This window comes from Formosa sp. F44, assembly GCF_056238645.1.
In genome coordinates this window covers 46,334-64,047 of the sequence record NZ_JBWDLJ010000003.1, presented here as the reverse complement: position 1 = coordinate 64,047, position 17,714 = coordinate 46,334, and the positions used below count along the sequence as shown (strand labels likewise).

Sequence of the window (17,714 nt, the reverse complement as noted above, 5' to 3'; positions counted from 1 at the left end):
GAGCCAGCACGAATGCTGACCCTTCCTTCCGACAACAAAAGCTACGCTGTCAATTCCTGAATTTCTTTTTCAAGAATTGCTATTCGCTCTTTCAAACGTTCTTCACGGGTATCTCTTTTTTCGCCATATTCCCTTTCGATATCGGCAATCTTGGTTTTAAAATATCCTTGCATTGCCTTATAAAATGAAATATTCGTCAAATTATTGGTATGATTACTTTCGCCAAAATGCACTTGTTTAGTAAGCATATACCGTATCAGTTTATGAAAGATTTCTTTTTTGAACTTCTTTTTAAAGTTCTGGACCATCTCAATTCTGGTCATTTTTGAAGTATCTTCCAACAATCCTGAAAAGTGCTTTTGCTGGCTCATATAATCCACATTATTCTCGTAGAGCGATATTGAGAAAGCCACCATTTCATCTACCGAAAGCGTTTTCTTTGCTTCGATATACTTGGTCTCTCTAATCATTTCAACAACTTCTTCAAATTGTTTATTATTCTCGATTTGCTGCTTCCGGATTTCCCTTTCGTTGATTTTAATGATTTGTTCATCTGGTGTACAATCGTCCATTTTTCTATTGGATAATAGTACAGAACGCACTTCACTTTCAGATTCTTCAACAATCATTAAGAAAACTTCTTTGTGCCTGTAAGATTCAGGATGAAAAACGATGCCATCTACAAATCCATTGTCTTCAGCTGAATTGTATTTTTCCAATTCTACTGTATAGGCCTCTATAGCTTCCTTTAATTCTTCATTTAGCTCATCTTCTTTATAATCGTAATTACGATATTCTTCTTTGATGGATTCTAAAGTAGGCTTAATTGGCTTTTCTATAATTTCAACATCGTCCAGCAGATAGACCTTCAAACCATTCTTTTCCAGTTGGGAAATGACCATCTGATTACTTTCTTCTTCTGCCCAATACTTTCGTATTTCAGGAATCAGCAGGATGTTCTCTTGCTTTGATTTTTCAATCAAGCTCAAGAACGACTTACTTTTCTTGGTCTCGTAGCAAGCTGATTTTGTACAGACCATTTTACCATCCCCAAACAAATTACCTTGATTTGCCGCATTGAACGGACACTCAATACAAGCCCCTGCATTCGCTACCAGTTTTTTGTCTTCTACATCAAAAGGTGCTTTATCCAAATCATAGGTCTGGTCCTTAATCATTCTATTTATCTGATGGGCATTGAAATCTTCGCCCATCGTTTCCAACATCATCTGCTGTTCTTCAGGTTCGAAAAGTGCCACACCTACGCCAAGCGAAATTGTCATTTCTCCATTACGGACAAAATTCTTGAAACCTTCAATAAGTCCAGCTAATTTCAAGCGTTGTCTTATAAAATTTTCGCTTCTGCCCAATCGCTTTGCTATTTCCGTAGCAGAGTATTTTTCACTTAAATAAGCGATAGCATCTGCTTCCTCTGTGGGTTCAACATCTTGTCTCTGTAGATTCTCGATAATCTGAATTTCCAAGATGTCGTTGTTTTCATATTTCCTTATAATACACGGAATAGTTTCCATATTTGCCAACTTACTGGCACGATAGCGACGTTCGCCCATTACGATAATATGTTCATTTCCGGACTTTCGTACCGTGATGGGTTGAAGTACTCCGTGCTTTTTGATACTTTCGGAAAGCTCTTCTAAAAACTTTTCATTAAAAGTCTTTCTGGGTTGTGTCGGGTCTGGAACGACCTTCTCAATATTCAGATTTTGAATTTGAAGCCCAATTACATTCTGGGTCAATTTCTCTTTCACATTCTTTTTGACGGTAGCATTCGCTTTACCGTTCTTTCTGGTTTTAACTGCTTTTGTTGTCATAATACTTAAATTTTAGATTAAACAATATTTAAGCAGGAACCAAACGGAAGATAAAATCTTGGCTCAAAAGGAAACGGAATAAATAAGTGATGGAAGAAGCGATGGCTTTATGCCGTAGTCTTTTGATGGAAGTATTTTACGAGTTTACCTTGCGTGTATATTGTATGATAATAAACTTCCCTTCCGAAGAAAAAAGGTTGCTATTTAGCAGAATTTATTATTTTACCAGAAAATTAATAGGGTTTATAAACAAATGGAAGAATTTAACATCAATAAAAATGTTGCCTTCAAAATAGCAAAATGTTGTACCTATGTTGTACCAAGTCATAAAAAAAGCCGAGATTTTCATCTCAGCTTTTTTAGTACCGAAGGCGGGAATCGAACCCGCAAGCCTTGTGAGCAATGGATTTTGAATCCATCGTGTCTACCAATTCCACCACTTCGGCATACTATTTTTTCCTTCTCAAATCTGGATTTTGAATCCAACGCGTCTACCAATTCCGCCACTTGAGCGTGATAGTTGAATTTTTCATCAAAATCAGACTGCAAAAATAATCCATTTTTATTTAAACTTCCTAAAAAATACAACACATATTTCTTTTCAGGTAAAAATAAATGTCTAAATTTGCACGGAATTTAAAAACCAGTAGTGTTTCACACTAATAAACAACACGTTACATATGCCTTCAAATGAAGCTAAAATATTTACCTGCGATCAAAGTAGAGAATTAGCAGAGAAAATTGCAGCGGCCTATGGTTCACACCTAGGAAATGTAATTACCTCTACGTATAGTGATGGCGAATTTCAGCCTTCTTACGAAGAATCAATTAGAGGAACTCGTATATTTATTATTGGTTCTACACATCCTGGTCCTAAAAATTTAATGGAGATGTTGTTAATGATTGATGCCGCTAAACGCGCCTCTGCAAGACACATCACCGCGGTTTTACCTTATTTTGGTTGGGCAAGACAAGATCGTAAAGATAAGCCTAGAGTACCAATAGCAGCAAAATTAGTTGCTAAAATGCTAGAAACAGCTGGTGCGACGCGTATTATCACTATGGATTTACACGCCGATCAAATTCAAGGTTTTTTCGAAAAACCAGTCGATCACCTTTTTGCATCCACAATCTTTTTACCTTACCTAAAGTCCCTAAACTTAGACAACTTAACCATTGCGTCTCCTGATATGGGAGGTTCTAAGCGTGCTTACGCATACTCTAAAGCTTTAGAAAGCGATGTTGTTATTTGTTATAAGCAACGCGCAAAAGCCAATGTGATTTCTTACATGGAATTAATTGGTGATGTTACGGGTAAAAATGTTGTTTTAGTTGATGATATGGTAGATACTGCCGGAACATTAACTAAAGCGGCAGATTTAATGATGGAGCGTGGTGCACTAAGCGTAAGAGCTATTTGTACACACCCTATTTTATCTGGAGATGCTTACAAGAAACTAGAAGCTTCAAAATTAGAGGAATTAATAGTAACAGATTCTATTCCTTTAAGTCAGCATAGCGACAAAATACGAGTACTTACTTGTGCCGATTTATTTGCTGGTGTCATGCAAAATGTACACTACGACAAATCAATCAGTTCAAAATTCGTAATGTAAATTTAATTTAATACTTAAATAAATAAAAATGAAATCAATTACAATCAACGGATCTCTAAGAGAAAGCGTGGGCAAAAAAGCAACAAAAGCCTTACGTAATGCTGGCCAGGTTCCTTGCGTACTATACGGAGGAGACAAACCAGTTCATTTTACTGCAGACGAATTGGCGTTTTCTAAACTTGTGTACACTCCAAATGCGCATACAGTTGTGATTACTCTAGCTAGTGGCGAATCTTTTAACGCTATTATGCAAGACATTCAATTTCATCCAGTAACAGACAAAATTATACACGTAGATTTCTACCAAACTTTTGATGATAAAGAAATATCTATGGATATTCCTGTATCTTTTATCGGTAGCTCTCGTGGTGTTAAAAACGGTGGTGTTTTACGTAAAAACAAACGTAGCTTAAGAGTAAAAGCACTTCCTGCTAACTTACCAGATTTTATCGAAGTAGACATTACACCTCTTAAAATTGGTGGTAAATTATACATTACTACTTTAGAAAACGAAGCTTACAAATTTATGCATCCAGATAACACTGTAGTATGTCAAGTTAGACGTTCTAGAGCTGCAATTATCGAAGATGACGATGAAGAAGAAGGAGCAGAAGCTACTCCAGAAGCAACTACTGAAGCATAGTCTTTAATAGTTTTATAAAAAGTAAAAGCATTCTGTGTATTCAGGATGCTTTTTTTATTTTAGCATAAATTTAAATCGGATATGTTCACGTTTATAAAATCTTTACTGCATCCTAAACTTACGAACATAAATACGCAAGACAGTATGAAAAAATTCTTAATTGTTGGCCTTGGAAATATTGGTGACGCATACGAAAACACACGTCACAACATTGGCTTTAAAGTATTAGACCACTTGGCAAAAAAAGAATCTTTATCTTTTGAAACCCAGAAATTAGGCGACTTAGCAACCTATAAGTTTAAAGGCCGAACCTTTATTTTACTTAAACCTAGTACGTTTATGAATTTAAGCGGAAAAGCTGTTCTATACTGGATGACAAAAGAAAATATACCTCTAGAAAATGTATTAATCATTACAGACGATTTAAATTTATCGTTTGGAAGTATTCGTCTTAAAGGCAAAGGAAGCGACGGCGGACACAACGGATTAAAAGACATTCAAAACAAATTACAAACAGCCACTTATAACCGATTCCGATTTGGTATTAGTGACGAATTTAGCAAAGGGAGACAGATTGATTATGTCTTAGGCGAATGGACTGTAGAAGAAAACGACCAACTTCCTGAGCGCCTAGATAAAGCTGTAGAACTTATTAAATCTTTCGGTACAGCTGGACTTAATAATACCATGAATAGCTTTAATGGTAAGTAAGTTTATGTAGACTCACACTACTTTTAATCTTATATATTTTATATCGTAACTAGAAAAAATTTTGGGATTATAGATTATGAGCAAGCACCGGCCGACCTTACCAAATCAACCCACATTATAATACAAACAACAGAAACCTCATCTATTCTTACTTAATAAAAATAGCCAGAAATCAACACTCTTAATTTCTGGCTATTTAATTTATAACTCTGTTATTTAAAATTTAGGAGAAAACTATTCTACTACAATTTTCTTTATGGTTTTATGAACACCATTATTAACTTCTAATAAATATAACCCAGAAGCCACCTGATCTAAAACAATCTTCTGACTAAAAGCAGCACTACTTTTATACGCTTTAGAATAAACTTGTCTCCCACTAATATCGTATAACTTTATATTTATAGCGTTGCTAGACGTTGCATTTAGCGATACGGTAAAAGATCCCTTATTTGGATTTGGCCATACGGAAAAACTACTAAATCCGTTATCTTCTATCCCTAACGTAGGCTGAACTTCTAATTTGTAATCTTCAACCTCTCCGTCGAATCCATCTTCACAAGAATTAGGTGTAGCCGAATATTTAGTAGTTACACGCATAATAGTTTTATCACTTAACACAGCATCTAAAGGCACTGTAATCTCTAAAGGAGAACCACCGGTAATACCATTTACAACATCTCTTGCCGTTCCTAAATCGTACACTTCTCCTGCATCGTTAAAATCACAGTTGTTATTCCAATCAATCCAAACAAGCGTATGTGTGGTAAAGTTTCCAGCCGTATCTACATAAACCGACAAAGTATATGTTCCTCCTCTTTTTACTTGATTCGCCATAGATGTAAAATCGCTATACCCCGTTTTTCCTGACGCATTATCGACCATATTAAAAACCACTCGCGTTGTAGCAGTAAGAAGCAATGGATTATTAATAACACCTTCTGAAGCACATGCAGTACACAGACTAGTTATAAAACTAAAAACCTCTGAATCGACACTAAACGTACATTCGTTTATAGCACGAACTCTCCAGTAATAAACAACACGGTTTTCTAAAGCCTGAAATTCGAATTGCGTATCTGTAAGCTGATAGCGGTTCACTTCGGCAGAAAAATCTGAAGACGTAGACACTTCCAACTCATATCCGTCCGCGTATGGTGAAGCGTCCCACGACAACACAACCTGATTTGATACATCTGCACCCATCGACGGACTCACTAAAATGGGACTATCAATCTGAGATGCTTCAATCTGTAATGTTTTAACGATACTTTCAGACATCGAATTCGCAGTTCCAACAATATCAATATTATGAGAATCTATAGCTGCATTTTCAAAATTATTAAGCGTTAAAATTACATCCGTATCTACTTGTGTTGTCGCCGGAGTAAATGTTGCAGTGACACCTGATGGTAAATTATCAACACTAAAAGTTGTTAGGTCGTTAAACCCTGAAACTGTAATGTATTTAAACGGGATGGTTAAAGACAGTGCATTATTACAAACAACATAAGGTACGACCGCTTCTGTTTGTTCCAATACAAAAATAGGTCCTGATTTTTTTATACTGAAGTCTGTATTAGAAATATCATAAAAAATATTATCCGCAGCTTCGACCATAATTCTACAATTATCACTTTTATAGTCTGGAACCGTAATGGTTTCGGAACCATCGTTATCTACATTCGAGGCCAAAGTAATTGGGTACGTCATTCCGCCATCTAAAGACAACTTAATATTTACTTTCTGACTATTAATGGGCGCCTTATTGGTTGCTCCAACTTCCCATTTAACCTCTCTTGAAATACCAACAAACCAATTTTCGGTTGTAGATGCTTCAGACACTGTAAACGGCACGCCGTCTACCACGGTCACGGTCATAAAGTCACTAGCCACTTGCCCAACACCTATAGGGAAACCACTTCCATTATCGCGTACCGTTAATGCAAAATTCATAGTTCTAGCAACCGAAGGTGTTACCTCCCATTTAGGCGTAAGATTACCCGCTACAACTTCACTTAAATCTGGCAAATACCTATCAGGAGAATCTGTAGGCAAAATAGAACGATACATAGGTCCGTAGGCCCAAGTAGACTGTGGGGCTCCATTAGCAGGAGCACGTTCTGGATCATTTTGAGACCAGTTATACGTTAATGTCTCTGTCCCGTCTGGATCTGTTCCTGCACCTCTTAATACAAAGGGTGTAGATACTGGAATAGTATAATCTTGACCTGCCATAGCCACCGGAGGCTTATTATCTAATACTGTTTGTACTCCACAATCACTTACTCCTCCTGGTTGTATGTTTTGAGAGATATCTCGAATATTTACAAAATTAAAATGCGCATCGGAATTTTCTTGCACATTGTTTACACCACAAATTCCTGAATATCCCATGATAGAACTTCCTGAAGCAGGTTCCACTTCAGAAATACCATTTCCTGAGCGAGAACATGTATTCATAGTATGCCATGCACCAAATTGATGTCCCATTTCATGAGCTACAAAATCGATGTCGAATGCATCACCAATAGGATTTGCCATCCCCGTATATCCTTGTCCTTTAGACACGTCTGCAGTATAAGGCGCTTCAGCATCTACGCAAACACAGCCAATACAACCTGCTTGTCCACCATTAGTGGTATTAAAATTATGTCCGATATCGTACAACCCTTCATCATTTAGAGTGGTAGAAATCACTTCTTGAGTTTTCGCATTAAATTCATTGCTCCAAGGATCGTTTTCTAAATCGTAGTATAGTAATTCGTCATTTCTATCGATAAACACTAAGGTTATTGCTAAATCACGTTCATAAATTTCATTAACCCGGTTAATGGTAATGGCCATTTGCGCCTGAATTTTAGCTTTTTTTTCTAAATCTGTACCTTCTCCAGCGAATAAGGCGCCATACTTCGCGTTACAAGACAAGGCTAAACGATATGTTCTTAATATACCATCGTTTGTATTTGAAATATCGGTTGCTACATCAGACCTTAAAGATTTTAAATCGATATTTTCATCGGTTAAACATTCAAAATCTTGATTATTTACACCTAAGTCCGATCGATTATATACCATATACTTATTACCTTCTACGGTATATGGATCTATAAATAATGAACTTCTTTTTGCAGATAACGAAAACACATGCAATCCGCTTTGTGTCACACTAAAACGCATAGTTGCCGTTTTATCGTCTACTCCAATACCTTTATATGTCTTAATCATAGGAAATTTAGCCGCAAGTTTTGGCTCCATAATAGACGATTCGGTGATTTCAAACTGCTGAAATGTACCATCGGACATTGGAAATTCCATTATAATTCCTGAAGAATTTCGATTACTATCGCTTAAAGGCACTTTGGTTAAAGCGGTTTTAAAGGCCTCTATTTCTAGTTGGAAAATTTGATAAGCTTTTGGCTCTGTTTTTCGTGCCAGTGTTTTATTAGCAACACGCTCATTAGAAACATTTTTCCAAAATATTGACGAAGACTGCGCGAAAACAATGCTAGAACAGAAGGACACTATTAATAGCAATAAAAACGTTTTCGTGTTAAGGTTTTTCATAAATTTAAATCTTTTTAAGTACAATTATAATCCGCATTTTATTATCACAAAATTATTGTCATTGCAAAAACATGACGTAGTTTTGTTTATAATTGCGTATCACTTTAAGGTGAGCTAAAATAAACCTTTTTAACAATTACTTAACGATTACTCTTTATTAAATGGAAAAAGTCAGAAATTTTAACAATCTAGACTCCAAGATTTCAACAGTTGTAACTATAGGTACGTTTGACGGTGTGCATTTAGGACATCAAAAAATACTAAAACGACTTGTTAACACCGCTAAAGAGACACATTTAAAATCTGTTGTTCTTACCTTTTTTCCACACCCTAGAATGGTGCTACAGAACGATGCCAACATAAAATTAATTCATACCATTGAGGAGCGCAGCGATATTTTAGAACAATCGGGTTTAGATTATCTATGTATTCAGAAGTTTACAAAAGAGTTTTCTAGACTGACAGCCGAGGATTTTGTCAAAAAAATCTTGGTAGAACAGTTACAAGCTAAGCGCGTTATAATTGGGTACGATCATCATTTTGGAAGAAATCGTTCTGCAAATATTAACGATTTACGCAAATTTGGAGAGACCTACGGTTTTGAAGTTGAAGAAATTTCTGCCGAAGATGTAAACGAAGTTGCTGTAAGTTCTACCAAAATTAGAAAAGCACTTGAAGCCGGCGACATTACTAAAGCTAATAACTATTTAGGCTACCCGTTTTCTATAAATGGAACGGTAGTAACAGGGAAACAAATAGGAAAACAATTGCAGTATCCTACGGCTAATTTAGAAATCAAAGAAGCTTATAAACTTATTCCAAAACAAGGTGTATACGTTGTAAAATCTGAAATTGATAATGTGACTATTTTTGGTATGATGAATGTCGGGACCAACCCAACAGTTACCGACAGCACCAATCAACACATAGAAATTCATTTTTTTGATTTTGATGCCGATTTATACGGGAAATCTTTAAAAATCGATATGCTTCACCGTCTTAGAGACGAGAAAAAATTCGAATCTATCGATAACCTGAAAAAACAATTACAACAAGACGAAGAAGAATCACGACGCTTTATTAGTGAGACAAATGGTGAATAAATTTCTTTTTAAACATATAGACAATTCGGCTTTAATTGTCTTTAGAATTATTTTCGGACTCTTATGTTTTTTAGAAACTGTAGGTGCTATTTTTACCGGTTGGATTAAGCGCACCCTTATAGATCCTGACTTTACATTTTCATTTATTGGCTTTGAGTGGATACAACCGCTTCCTGGAAATGGCATGTATTTTTATTATGCTGTTATGGGAATTTTAGGGCTTTGTATTATGGTAGGATATAAATACCGTTTTAGTGCAATTTCGTTTACTATACTCTGGGCAGGCTGTTATTTAATGCAAAAAGCATCTTATAACAACCATTATTACTTATTAGTTTTACTAAGTGGCTTAATGGCCATACAGCCGGCAAACACCTATTTTTCTATAGATGCGAGGCTAAAACCTGAAATTGAAAGAATTTCCATGCCGCGTTGGTGTAGCATAGTATTTATTTTACAAATGTTTATTGTATACACCTACGGTTCTCTAAACAAGATTTATCCAGACTGGTTAGACACCACAGTAATGGCAGTGTTAATGAGAAGTAAAGCCAATTATATTCTTGTGGGAGATCTTTTGCAAAACCACATAATGCATTACTTCCTAGCCTATGGTGGCATTTTATACGACGGTTTAATTATTCCTTTATTTTTATATAAACCGACCCGAAAATTTGCGTTTTTTGCTTCAATTTTCTTTCACTTATTCAATTCGTTTATATTTCAAGTTGGTATTTTTCCGTATTTATCCTTAGCGTTTGCGTTATTCTTTTTTGAACCTAAGATTATCCATAAGCTCTTTTTTAAAAACAAAAAACCATTTTATAATGCAGGCGAAATCATTGTTCCAAAACACAAAAACCTGGCATTAGGTGCAATGTCTATATACTTTATTATACAAATTATATTGCCTATTCGTCATCACTTTATACAAGACAATGTACTTTGGACCGAAGAAGGCCATCGCTTGTCGTGGCGTATGATGTTGCGCTCTAAAAGCGGGCATGCTACATACACCATTAAAAACCACACGCAAAACACCACCGAGCGTGTAAATCTAAAAGAATATTTATCGCCTAAACAAGTCCGATTGGCCTCTAATAAACCGGATATTATGTGGCAATTTTCGCAACGTTTAAAATCGATTTATGCCGCGAAAGGAGATTCTATTTCGGTGTACGTTAAATCGTATGTTAGTGTTAATGGAAAACCTTCAAAAACATATACAAATCCAGAAGTAGACTTAGCCAATGTAAAATGGTCTGCTTTGAAACATAGCGATTGGATTTTACCATCAAAATAGGTTTATATTTTATTCCATTCGACCTAAAATCTTATTACTTTTGCTGTTAATTAAATTTTCACCTTGCGTTAAGGATTGCAGCGGCATCCTTTTTTACGTGTTTTGTTTTCTCTTTAATTACGTGGACTATCTCCTTCGTAAAACTATAACCTGAAAACTGTATTAAACCGGTAAAAAAGATATAGCGAAAAGCCTGGTCTTGTTAACAAAACAAGAAACGCCCAAATTAAAAACTAAGATGTTACAAATTCCTTTTATAAGAGACAATAAAGACCGCATTATTGCAAATCTAGCAAAGCGTAATATTGATGCTACAGAGATGATTTCTGAAGTACTTACCCTTGATGAAACTCGTAGAAGCACGCAAGCACAATTAGACAACACATTAGCTGAAGCCAATACATTATCGAAAGAAATTGGTATGTTGTTTAAAAGTGGAGAAACTCAAAAAGCTACCATCTTAAAAGGAAAAAGTGCAAACTTAAAAGAACTTTCTAAAGAATTAACAGAGACTTTAAACGAGGTTTCCGAAGCGTTAAGTCAGTTGTTATATAAAATCCCTAATGTTCCTAACGATTCTGTTCCTGCGGGAAGTACAGAAGACGATAATGAGGAGATTTTTAGAGCTGGAGACATCCCTACCTTATACGATGGTGCAATGCCTCACTGGGAATTAGCGAAAAAATACGACATTATAGATTTTGAATTAGGTAATAAAATTGCAGGTGCTGGTTTCCCCGTTTACAAAGGGAAAGGTGCCCGCTTACAACGTGCCTTAATCGCATACTTTTTAGATAAAAACACGGCTGCTGGTTATACAGAATATCAGTTACCGCATTTAGTAAACGAAGCTTCTGGTTTTGGAACTGGACAATTACCAGATAAAGAAGGACAGATGTACCACGTTACCGCAGATAATTTATATTTAATCCCTACAGCGGAAGTGCCAGGAACTAACATTTTTAGAGATGTGGTTTTAAACGAAAGCGATTTACCAATCGGGATTACGGGTTACACGCCATGTTTTAGACGTGAAGCAGGAAGTTACGGTGCGCACGTTAGAGGTTTAAACCGTTTACACCAATTTGATAAAGTTGAAATTTTACGCGTCGAGCATCCAGACAATTCTTACAAGGCTTTAGATGGTATGGTAGCGCACGTAAAAACCATACTTGAAGACTTAAAATTACCATACAGAATATTAAGATTATGCGGTGGCGATTTAGGATTTACATCGGCTTTAACATTCGATTTCGAGGTTTTCTCTACGGCTCAAGACCGATGGTTAGAAATTTCTTCTGTCTCTAATTTTGAAACCTTTCAGGCTAACCGTTTAAAATTACGTTTTAAAAATAAAGATGGGAAGAACGAATTGGCTCACACCCTAAATGGTAGCTCTTTAGCATTACCAAGAGTGCTTGCAGGAATTTTAGAGAACTACCAAACCGAAGATGGCATAGTAATTCCAGACGTTTTAGTACCTTATACAGGGTTCTCTATTATAGACTAAATGTATTTTGTAATGGTTTTCTTATAACTTAAATACTGTAAAACAGTACTGCGAGTGAACAAGCACATTTAACCGAAACCGTTTAACGAAAAACAACTTTTAAATTTTGAAATTTAACACTTTATCAAGAAATTTGTATCTCCCACTAATAGTAAATTTCTTGATAAAGTGTAAATAATATAGTTTACTGTATTCGCATATCAATTTCGAAATTTAAACGTAAAAGAGACTATTTGGTTGTACTTACTCACAGCTACATATATTTAACATATAACAATATCCGACAAAGTAATTGAATCACACTTGGGTAAACAGGAGGGTTAATAGCACTTTTATTTTTGTTGGTTAAAATGCCTGATTCTTCGGGCATTTTTTATATCCCTATTTTTCATTAGTAAATTCCACTTCCTTATATTTACAAGAATCTAAAAAAAACTATGAGATTAATACTTGTTTGTTGCATGCTCTTAAGCTTTTGCGCGTTTTCGCAACAGGATATTGTTGCCAAACAGTATTTTAAGAATGGTGATTTTGAAAAAGCACTTATTTCCTACAAAAAACTGCACGAGAATAGTCCGACCAATATAAATTACATCAAGGCTCTTGCAGATACCCACATACAACTTAAGCAATATAACGAAGCAGAACAGCTTTTAAAACAAGCTATAGATAGAATGAAATTCCCTTCGTTTTATGTAGAATTAGGGTATAATTTTCAACTACAAGACCGAGAGGAAGAAGCCCAGGAAAATTATGAAAAAGCCATTCAGAGTTTAGACGAAAATCCAAGTTACGTATACTCTATAGCAAGACAATTCCAAGAGCACTCACTGTTAGATCTGGCCATACGTTCTTATGAAAAAGCAATGACTTTAAATGAAGAATTTGATTTTAGTATGCAACTCTCTCAAATTTATGGAGAGCAAGGAAACATTGAAAAAATGTTTGTGAATTATATAGATTTCGTAGAAAAGAATCCGATTTACATCGACGAGATAAAACGCATTTTTAGTGACTTTCTAAACGAAAATCCAGATAATGAAAACAACGTTATACTTAGAAAAACCATACTGCGAAAAATTCAACAAAACCCAGAGTTAATATGGAACGAATTACTCAGCTGGTTGTTTAGTCAGCAGAAAGAATTCAACAAAGCATTTGCACAGGAAAAAGCAATTTACAATAGGCTTCCTGAGAGCCTAAATCGCATGTCTCAATTAGCCTCGATAGCAACTAGCGAAAAAGATTTTGAAACCGCGACACGTATTTACGACTACATTATTGAAACCTCTCAGGATACAGACACTAAACTAAACGCTCACTATCACTTACTTCAGTTTAAAACAGACTTAGCTACAGAACAAGAGTATAAAGCTATTCAATCCGATTATATAAAATTATTCGAAACATACGGCTCGCAGTCACAAACCTTAAAACTTCAAATTGCTTATGGTCATTTTCTAGCGTTCTATTTACACGAAATCGATCAAGCAGAAACTGTTTTAAAACAATCTTTAAACCAGAACATAAGCAACACCCAAATTGCAGAGGTGAAATTAGAATTGGCAGACATTTTGGTCTTGCAAGAAAAATTTAACGAGGCTTTAATTTATTATACACAAATCCAACGAAGTTTAAAAAACAGCACCATTTCTCAAGAAGCAAGGTTTAGAGTTGCAAAAACCAGCTATTATAAAGGCGATTTTAAATGGGCAGAATCCCAATTGAATATTTTAAAACAATCTACTACCCAATTAATTGCAAACGACGCCCTAGAATTAAAACTTCTAATATCCGATAACAAATACGAAGACTCCACTCAAACAGCATTAAAACTCTATGCAAAAGCCGATTTATTAGCCTACCAAAACAAACCAAAGGAAGCCATTGTGGTTTTAGATACCATACTAAAAAACCATAATAGCGAACCCATTGCCGAGCAAGCGCTATATAAGCAAGCACAATTATTCGAGTCTCAAAAAGCATACAATCAAGCAGAAAACAATTATGAACTTTTAATTGCAAATCATGCCAATGGTTTACTGTCAGACGATGCTTATTTTGCTTTAGCCGAATTATACAATCACCAATTAAATCGGCCTGAAAAAGCCAAACCACTTTACGAGTATATTATATTTAACTTTGCCGATAGTATCTATTTTGTGGAAGCACGATCAAAATTTAGAACCTTACGTGGCGATTCCTTAAATCAATAATTATGAGTATAGCTACAACCGAACGTTTACACCTTGAAGAATTAACGCTAAACGACGCGCCGTTTTTATTAGAATTATTAAACACTCCCAATTGGATAAAATATATTGGAGATCGCAATATTAAATCGGTTGCAGATGCCGAACAAGCGCTAACCAATACCTATCTAAAAAGCTACCGAGATCACGGTTTTGGCTTTTTTAAAGTGCTGTTAAAATCAGACAACTCTAAAGCCATAGGCTGTTGCGGATTAATAAAACGACCAGAATTAGAGGGTGTAGATATTGGTTTTGCATTTTTACCGGAATATGAGCGTAAAGGTTACGGTTTCGAATCTGCTACTGCGGTATTAGAAATCGCCAAAGAAAAATTTAAACTAGATGAAGTTTTAGCCATTGTATTACCAACAAATCCAAATTCGATAAAACTCCTTGAGAAATTAGGCATGACCTATAGGAAAACGGTATCTCCTTTCGAAACCAAAGAAGCATTGTTGTTATACTCCAAAACGTTCGACTAAAGTAAATAAAGACGTAATACCTGAATTTTTCACTTTAGCGATATTACACTTTCTAATAGCGATTGGATTAAAATCCTTGAAAAATTAAACCTAACTTACCAAAAAACAGTATTTCATTTTGTAGCTGACAAAGAGATGCTGTTATTTGCAAAAAAATTAATTACATGTATATTTATAATGTAACCTCTAATGTTAGCGATGCAGTGCACGACACTTGGATCACCTGGATGAAACAAGAACATATTCCTCAGGTTTTATCTGTTGGCACCTTTTACGAAGCTAAACTTACACGCGTCCTTATTGAAGAAGAAATGGGAGGTAAAACCTATTCTGTACAATATCGCGCAAAATCACGCGAAGATTTAGACAGATATTACGATAAATTTGCAGATTTACTTCGCACAGAAGCCTTAAAAAAATTCGGTGAAAATGTCTTAGCTTTTAGAACAGAACTAGAAGTTGTAGACGTTTACAGCGTAACAAAACAGTAATATACATGACGGTAAAAGCAAAAAAACATTTAGGTCAACATTTCCTTAACGACGAATCTATTGCTAAAAAAATAGCAAACACCTTATCTTTCGAAGGGTATAAAAATGTCCTGGAAATTGGTCCTGGAATGGGGGTTTTAACCAAATATTTGCTTGATAAGCCAACAAAAACTTACGTGGTAGAAATCGACTCAGAATCGGTAGATTATTTAAAAGCAAACTACTTAACGTTGGCAGACCGCGTCATCGAAAAAGACTTCTTAAAATACGATATTAACGAGGTGTTTAAAGGCGAATCGTTTGCTGTTATCGGAAATTACCCGTACAATATTTCAACACAAATCGTGTTTAAAACCTTAGAAATGCGGGATCAAATTCCTGAGTTTTCTGGAATGTTTCAAAAAGAAGTAGCACAACGTATTTGCGAAAAAGAAGGCAGTAAAGCTTACGGTATTTTATCGGTGCTTACACAGGCATTTTACCATGCAGAATACCTTTTTACCGTACCACCACATGTATTTAATCCGCCACCAAAAGTAGATTCTGGTGTATTGCGATTAACACGAAAAGATGACTATAGTTTAGATTGTAATGAAGCCATGCTTTTTAAGGTTGTAAAAGCATCTTTTCAGCAACGCAGAAAAACACTTCGTAACAGTTTAAAAACATTCAATCTATCCGATAGTTTAAGAGAAGATAGTATCTTTGGAAAACGTCCGGAACAACTTTCGGTTGCACAATTTATAGCGCTAACTAAACGCATAGAAGACGACTTAAAAACACAAGATTAGTGGAGGAACACGAAGACAATATTCAGTTTAAAATAAGTGATGAACTTATTGAAAATGTGGAACAGTTAATTGAGTCTAAAGATGATGCAAACATCTTAGAACTTTTAAGTGATTACCACCACGCTGATATTGCTGAAATTCTAGAAGAAACAGATATTGATCACGCCACCTATGTGATTAAACTTTTAGATAGTGAAAAAACATCGGAAGTGCTAATGGAATTAGACGAGGATACTCGTGAAAAAATTCTAGATACACTCTCTGCAAAAGAAATCGCCGAAGAAATTGACGAGCTGGATACCGATGATGCGGTAGACATGATTTCTGAATTATCAGACGACCGTCAGCAACTCGTAATCGACCACATTGAAGATCAAGAACACGCACAGCACATTAAAGATCTGTTGCGTTACGACGATAATGTAGCCGGGGGATTAATGGCCAAGGAACTTGTAAAAGTTAACGAAAATTGGACTGTTACCCGATGCGTTAAAGAAATGCGCGCACAAGCCGAAGAAGTTACCCGCGTACACTCCATTTATGTCGTCGATAATAACCAGAAACTTATTGGCCGTCTATCTTTAAAAGATTTACTAATTGCGTCTCCAAGAGCACATATTTCAGACATTTACATTCCTAAAGTAGACTATGTTTACGTTACCGAAGATGTAGAGGAGGTCGCAAATATTATGCAAAAATACGACTTGGAAGCGATTCCTGTAGTCGACAAAAACCATATCCTTTTAGGCCGTATCACCATCGACGATATTGTAGATGTTATTCGTGAAGAAGCCGAAAAAGACTACCAACTTGCTGCAGGTATTACTCGAGATGTAGAGGCCGACGATAGCATTTGGAAACTTACCAAAGCCCGTTTACCATGGTTACTAATTGGTATGTTTGGCGGTTTAGGTGCGGCAAGCATTATAAACAGTTTTAGTGGCGCTATGGGCGATTATATTATACTGTTAAGCTTTGTGCCACTCATTCAAGCAACCGCCGGAAATGTTGGAGTACAATCGTCTGCCATTGTGGTTCAAGGACTTGCAAATAATACTATGGATAGCAGTCTTGTTAGACAATTATTCAAAGAATTCACTCTAGGTTTGGTTAACGGATTAGCTATTGCTCTAATCGCTTTATGCGTTACACATTTCGCTTTTGGCACACCATATACCGTATCTATAACCATAGGTTTAGCCTTAATTGCCGTAATTGTAATGGCGGCACTCATAGGCACATTTATTCCTATTATTTTAGATAAACGCGGCATAGATCCAGCCGTAGCCACAGGACCATTTATTACCACCAGCAACGATGTGTTTGGTATATTAATTTACTTCTTAATCGCTAAAGCCATGCTAGGGTTTTAATTTGGGTGTTCCCCAAAAAGGGCCAGACTTTCGCGACTCG

General features: G+C 35.8%; 13 protein-coding genes and 1 tRNA gene. 11 read left to right on the top strand and 3 right to left on the bottom strand.

All coding sequences use genetic code 11. From position 1 onward, the window contains the following. Nucleotides 1-41: 41 nt before the first annotated feature. Complete coding sequence (locus AC0UBM_RS10270) at nucleotides 42-1,832, bottom strand: ParB/RepB/Spo0J family partition protein (protein WP_475688553.1); 1,791 nt, start codon at nucleotides 1,830-1,832, stop codon at nucleotides 42-44. Nucleotides 1,833-2,195: 363 nt separating this feature from the next. Beyond that, nucleotides 2,196-2,278 (bottom strand) — tRNA-Leu (locus tag AC0UBM_RS10265). Nucleotides 2,279-2,512: 234 nt separating this feature from the next. Here AC0UBM_RS10265 and AC0UBM_RS10260 point away from each other — a divergent pair. The 3 genes from AC0UBM_RS10260 (at nucleotide 2,513) to pth (ending at nucleotide 4,802) form a co-directional block, all read left to right on the top strand. Continuing rightward, nucleotides 2,513-3,448 carry a ribose-phosphate pyrophosphokinase gene (locus AC0UBM_RS10260; protein ID WP_414036506.1) on the top strand — a complete coding sequence of 312 codons (936 nt, stop codon included), beginning with the start codon at nucleotides 2,513-2,515 and terminating at the stop codon, nucleotides 3,446-3,448. Nucleotides 3,449-3,476: 28 nt separating this feature from the next. After that, nucleotides 3,477-4,091 (top strand): 50S ribosomal protein L25/general stress protein Ctc, encoded by a 615-nt coding sequence (locus AC0UBM_RS10255; RefSeq protein ID WP_414036505.1) that lies wholly within the window; start codon nucleotides 3,477-3,479, stop codon nucleotides 4,089-4,091. Nucleotides 4,092-4,235: 144 nt separating this feature from the next. Then, the gene (gene pth, locus AC0UBM_RS10250) at nucleotides 4,236-4,802 is read left to right on the top strand and encodes an aminoacyl-tRNA hydrolase (RefSeq protein ID WP_434037094.1); all 567 of its coding nucleotides are present in this window, start codon (nucleotides 4,236-4,238) and stop codon (nucleotides 4,800-4,802) included. A gap of 234 nt (nucleotides 4,803-5,036) precedes the next feature. Here the strand turns inward: pth and AC0UBM_RS10245 are convergent, their stop codons facing one another. Beyond that, a complete protein-coding gene (locus AC0UBM_RS10245) occupies nucleotides 5,037-8,369 on the bottom strand; it encodes a reprolysin-like metallopeptidase (RefSeq protein WP_475688552.1) in 3,333 nt (1,110 codons plus the stop codon). A gap of 161 nt (nucleotides 8,370-8,530) precedes the next feature. Here AC0UBM_RS10245 and AC0UBM_RS10240 point away from each other — a divergent pair, with 161 nt between their 5' ends. The 8 genes from AC0UBM_RS10240 to mgtE all read left to right on the top strand — a co-directional run bounded on the left by AC0UBM_RS10240 (nucleotide 8,531) and on the right by mgtE (nucleotide 17,674). Further along, nucleotides 8,531-9,472 carry a bifunctional riboflavin kinase/FAD synthetase gene (locus AC0UBM_RS10240; RefSeq protein ID WP_475688551.1) on the top strand — a complete coding sequence of 314 codons (942 nt, stop codon included), beginning with the start codon at nucleotides 8,531-8,533 and terminating at the stop codon, nucleotides 9,470-9,472. Beyond that, the gene (locus AC0UBM_RS10235; RefSeq protein WP_475688550.1) at nucleotides 9,462-10,775 is read left to right on the top strand and encodes an HTTM domain-containing protein; all 1,314 of its coding nucleotides are present in this window, start codon (nucleotides 9,462-9,464) and stop codon (nucleotides 10,773-10,775) included. The genes AC0UBM_RS10240 and AC0UBM_RS10235 overlap by 11 nt, the downstream gene beginning before the upstream one ends. A gap of 238 nt (nucleotides 10,776-11,013) precedes the next feature. After that, a complete protein-coding gene (gene serS, locus AC0UBM_RS10230) occupies nucleotides 11,014-12,285 on the top strand; it encodes a serine--tRNA ligase (protein WP_475688852.1) in 1,272 nt (423 codons plus the stop codon). 437 nt (nucleotides 12,286-12,722) lie between these two features. Further along, on the top strand, nucleotides 12,723-14,501 hold the full coding sequence (locus AC0UBM_RS10225; protein WP_475688549.1) for a tetratricopeptide repeat protein: 1,779 nt from the start codon (nucleotides 12,723-12,725) through the stop codon (nucleotides 14,499-14,501). Between the two features lie 2 nt (nucleotides 14,502-14,503). Next, the gene (locus AC0UBM_RS10220; RefSeq protein ID WP_414036498.1) at nucleotides 14,504-15,019 is read left to right on the top strand and encodes a GNAT family N-acetyltransferase; all 516 of its coding nucleotides are present in this window, start codon (nucleotides 14,504-14,506) and stop codon (nucleotides 15,017-15,019) included. 164 nt (nucleotides 15,020-15,183) lie between these two features. After that, nucleotides 15,184-15,510 carry a DUF4286 family protein gene (locus AC0UBM_RS10215; RefSeq protein ID WP_414036497.1) on the top strand — a complete coding sequence of 109 codons (327 nt, stop codon included), beginning with the start codon at nucleotides 15,184-15,186 and terminating at the stop codon, nucleotides 15,508-15,510. 5 nt (nucleotides 15,511-15,515) lie between these two features. Next, the gene (gene rsmA, locus AC0UBM_RS10210) at nucleotides 15,516-16,301 is read left to right on the top strand and encodes a 16S rRNA (adenine(1518)-N(6)/adenine(1519)-N(6))-dimethyltransferase RsmA (protein WP_475688548.1); all 786 of its coding nucleotides are present in this window, start codon (nucleotides 15,516-15,518) and stop codon (nucleotides 16,299-16,301) included. Next, nucleotides 16,301-17,674, top strand: a complete 1,374-nt coding sequence (gene mgtE, locus AC0UBM_RS10205; protein WP_414036495.1) for a magnesium transporter — start codon at nucleotides 16,301-16,303, stop codon at nucleotides 17,672-17,674. Before rsmA ends, mgtE begins: the two co-directional genes overlap by 1 nt. Nucleotides 17,675-17,714 lie beyond the last annotated feature (40 nt).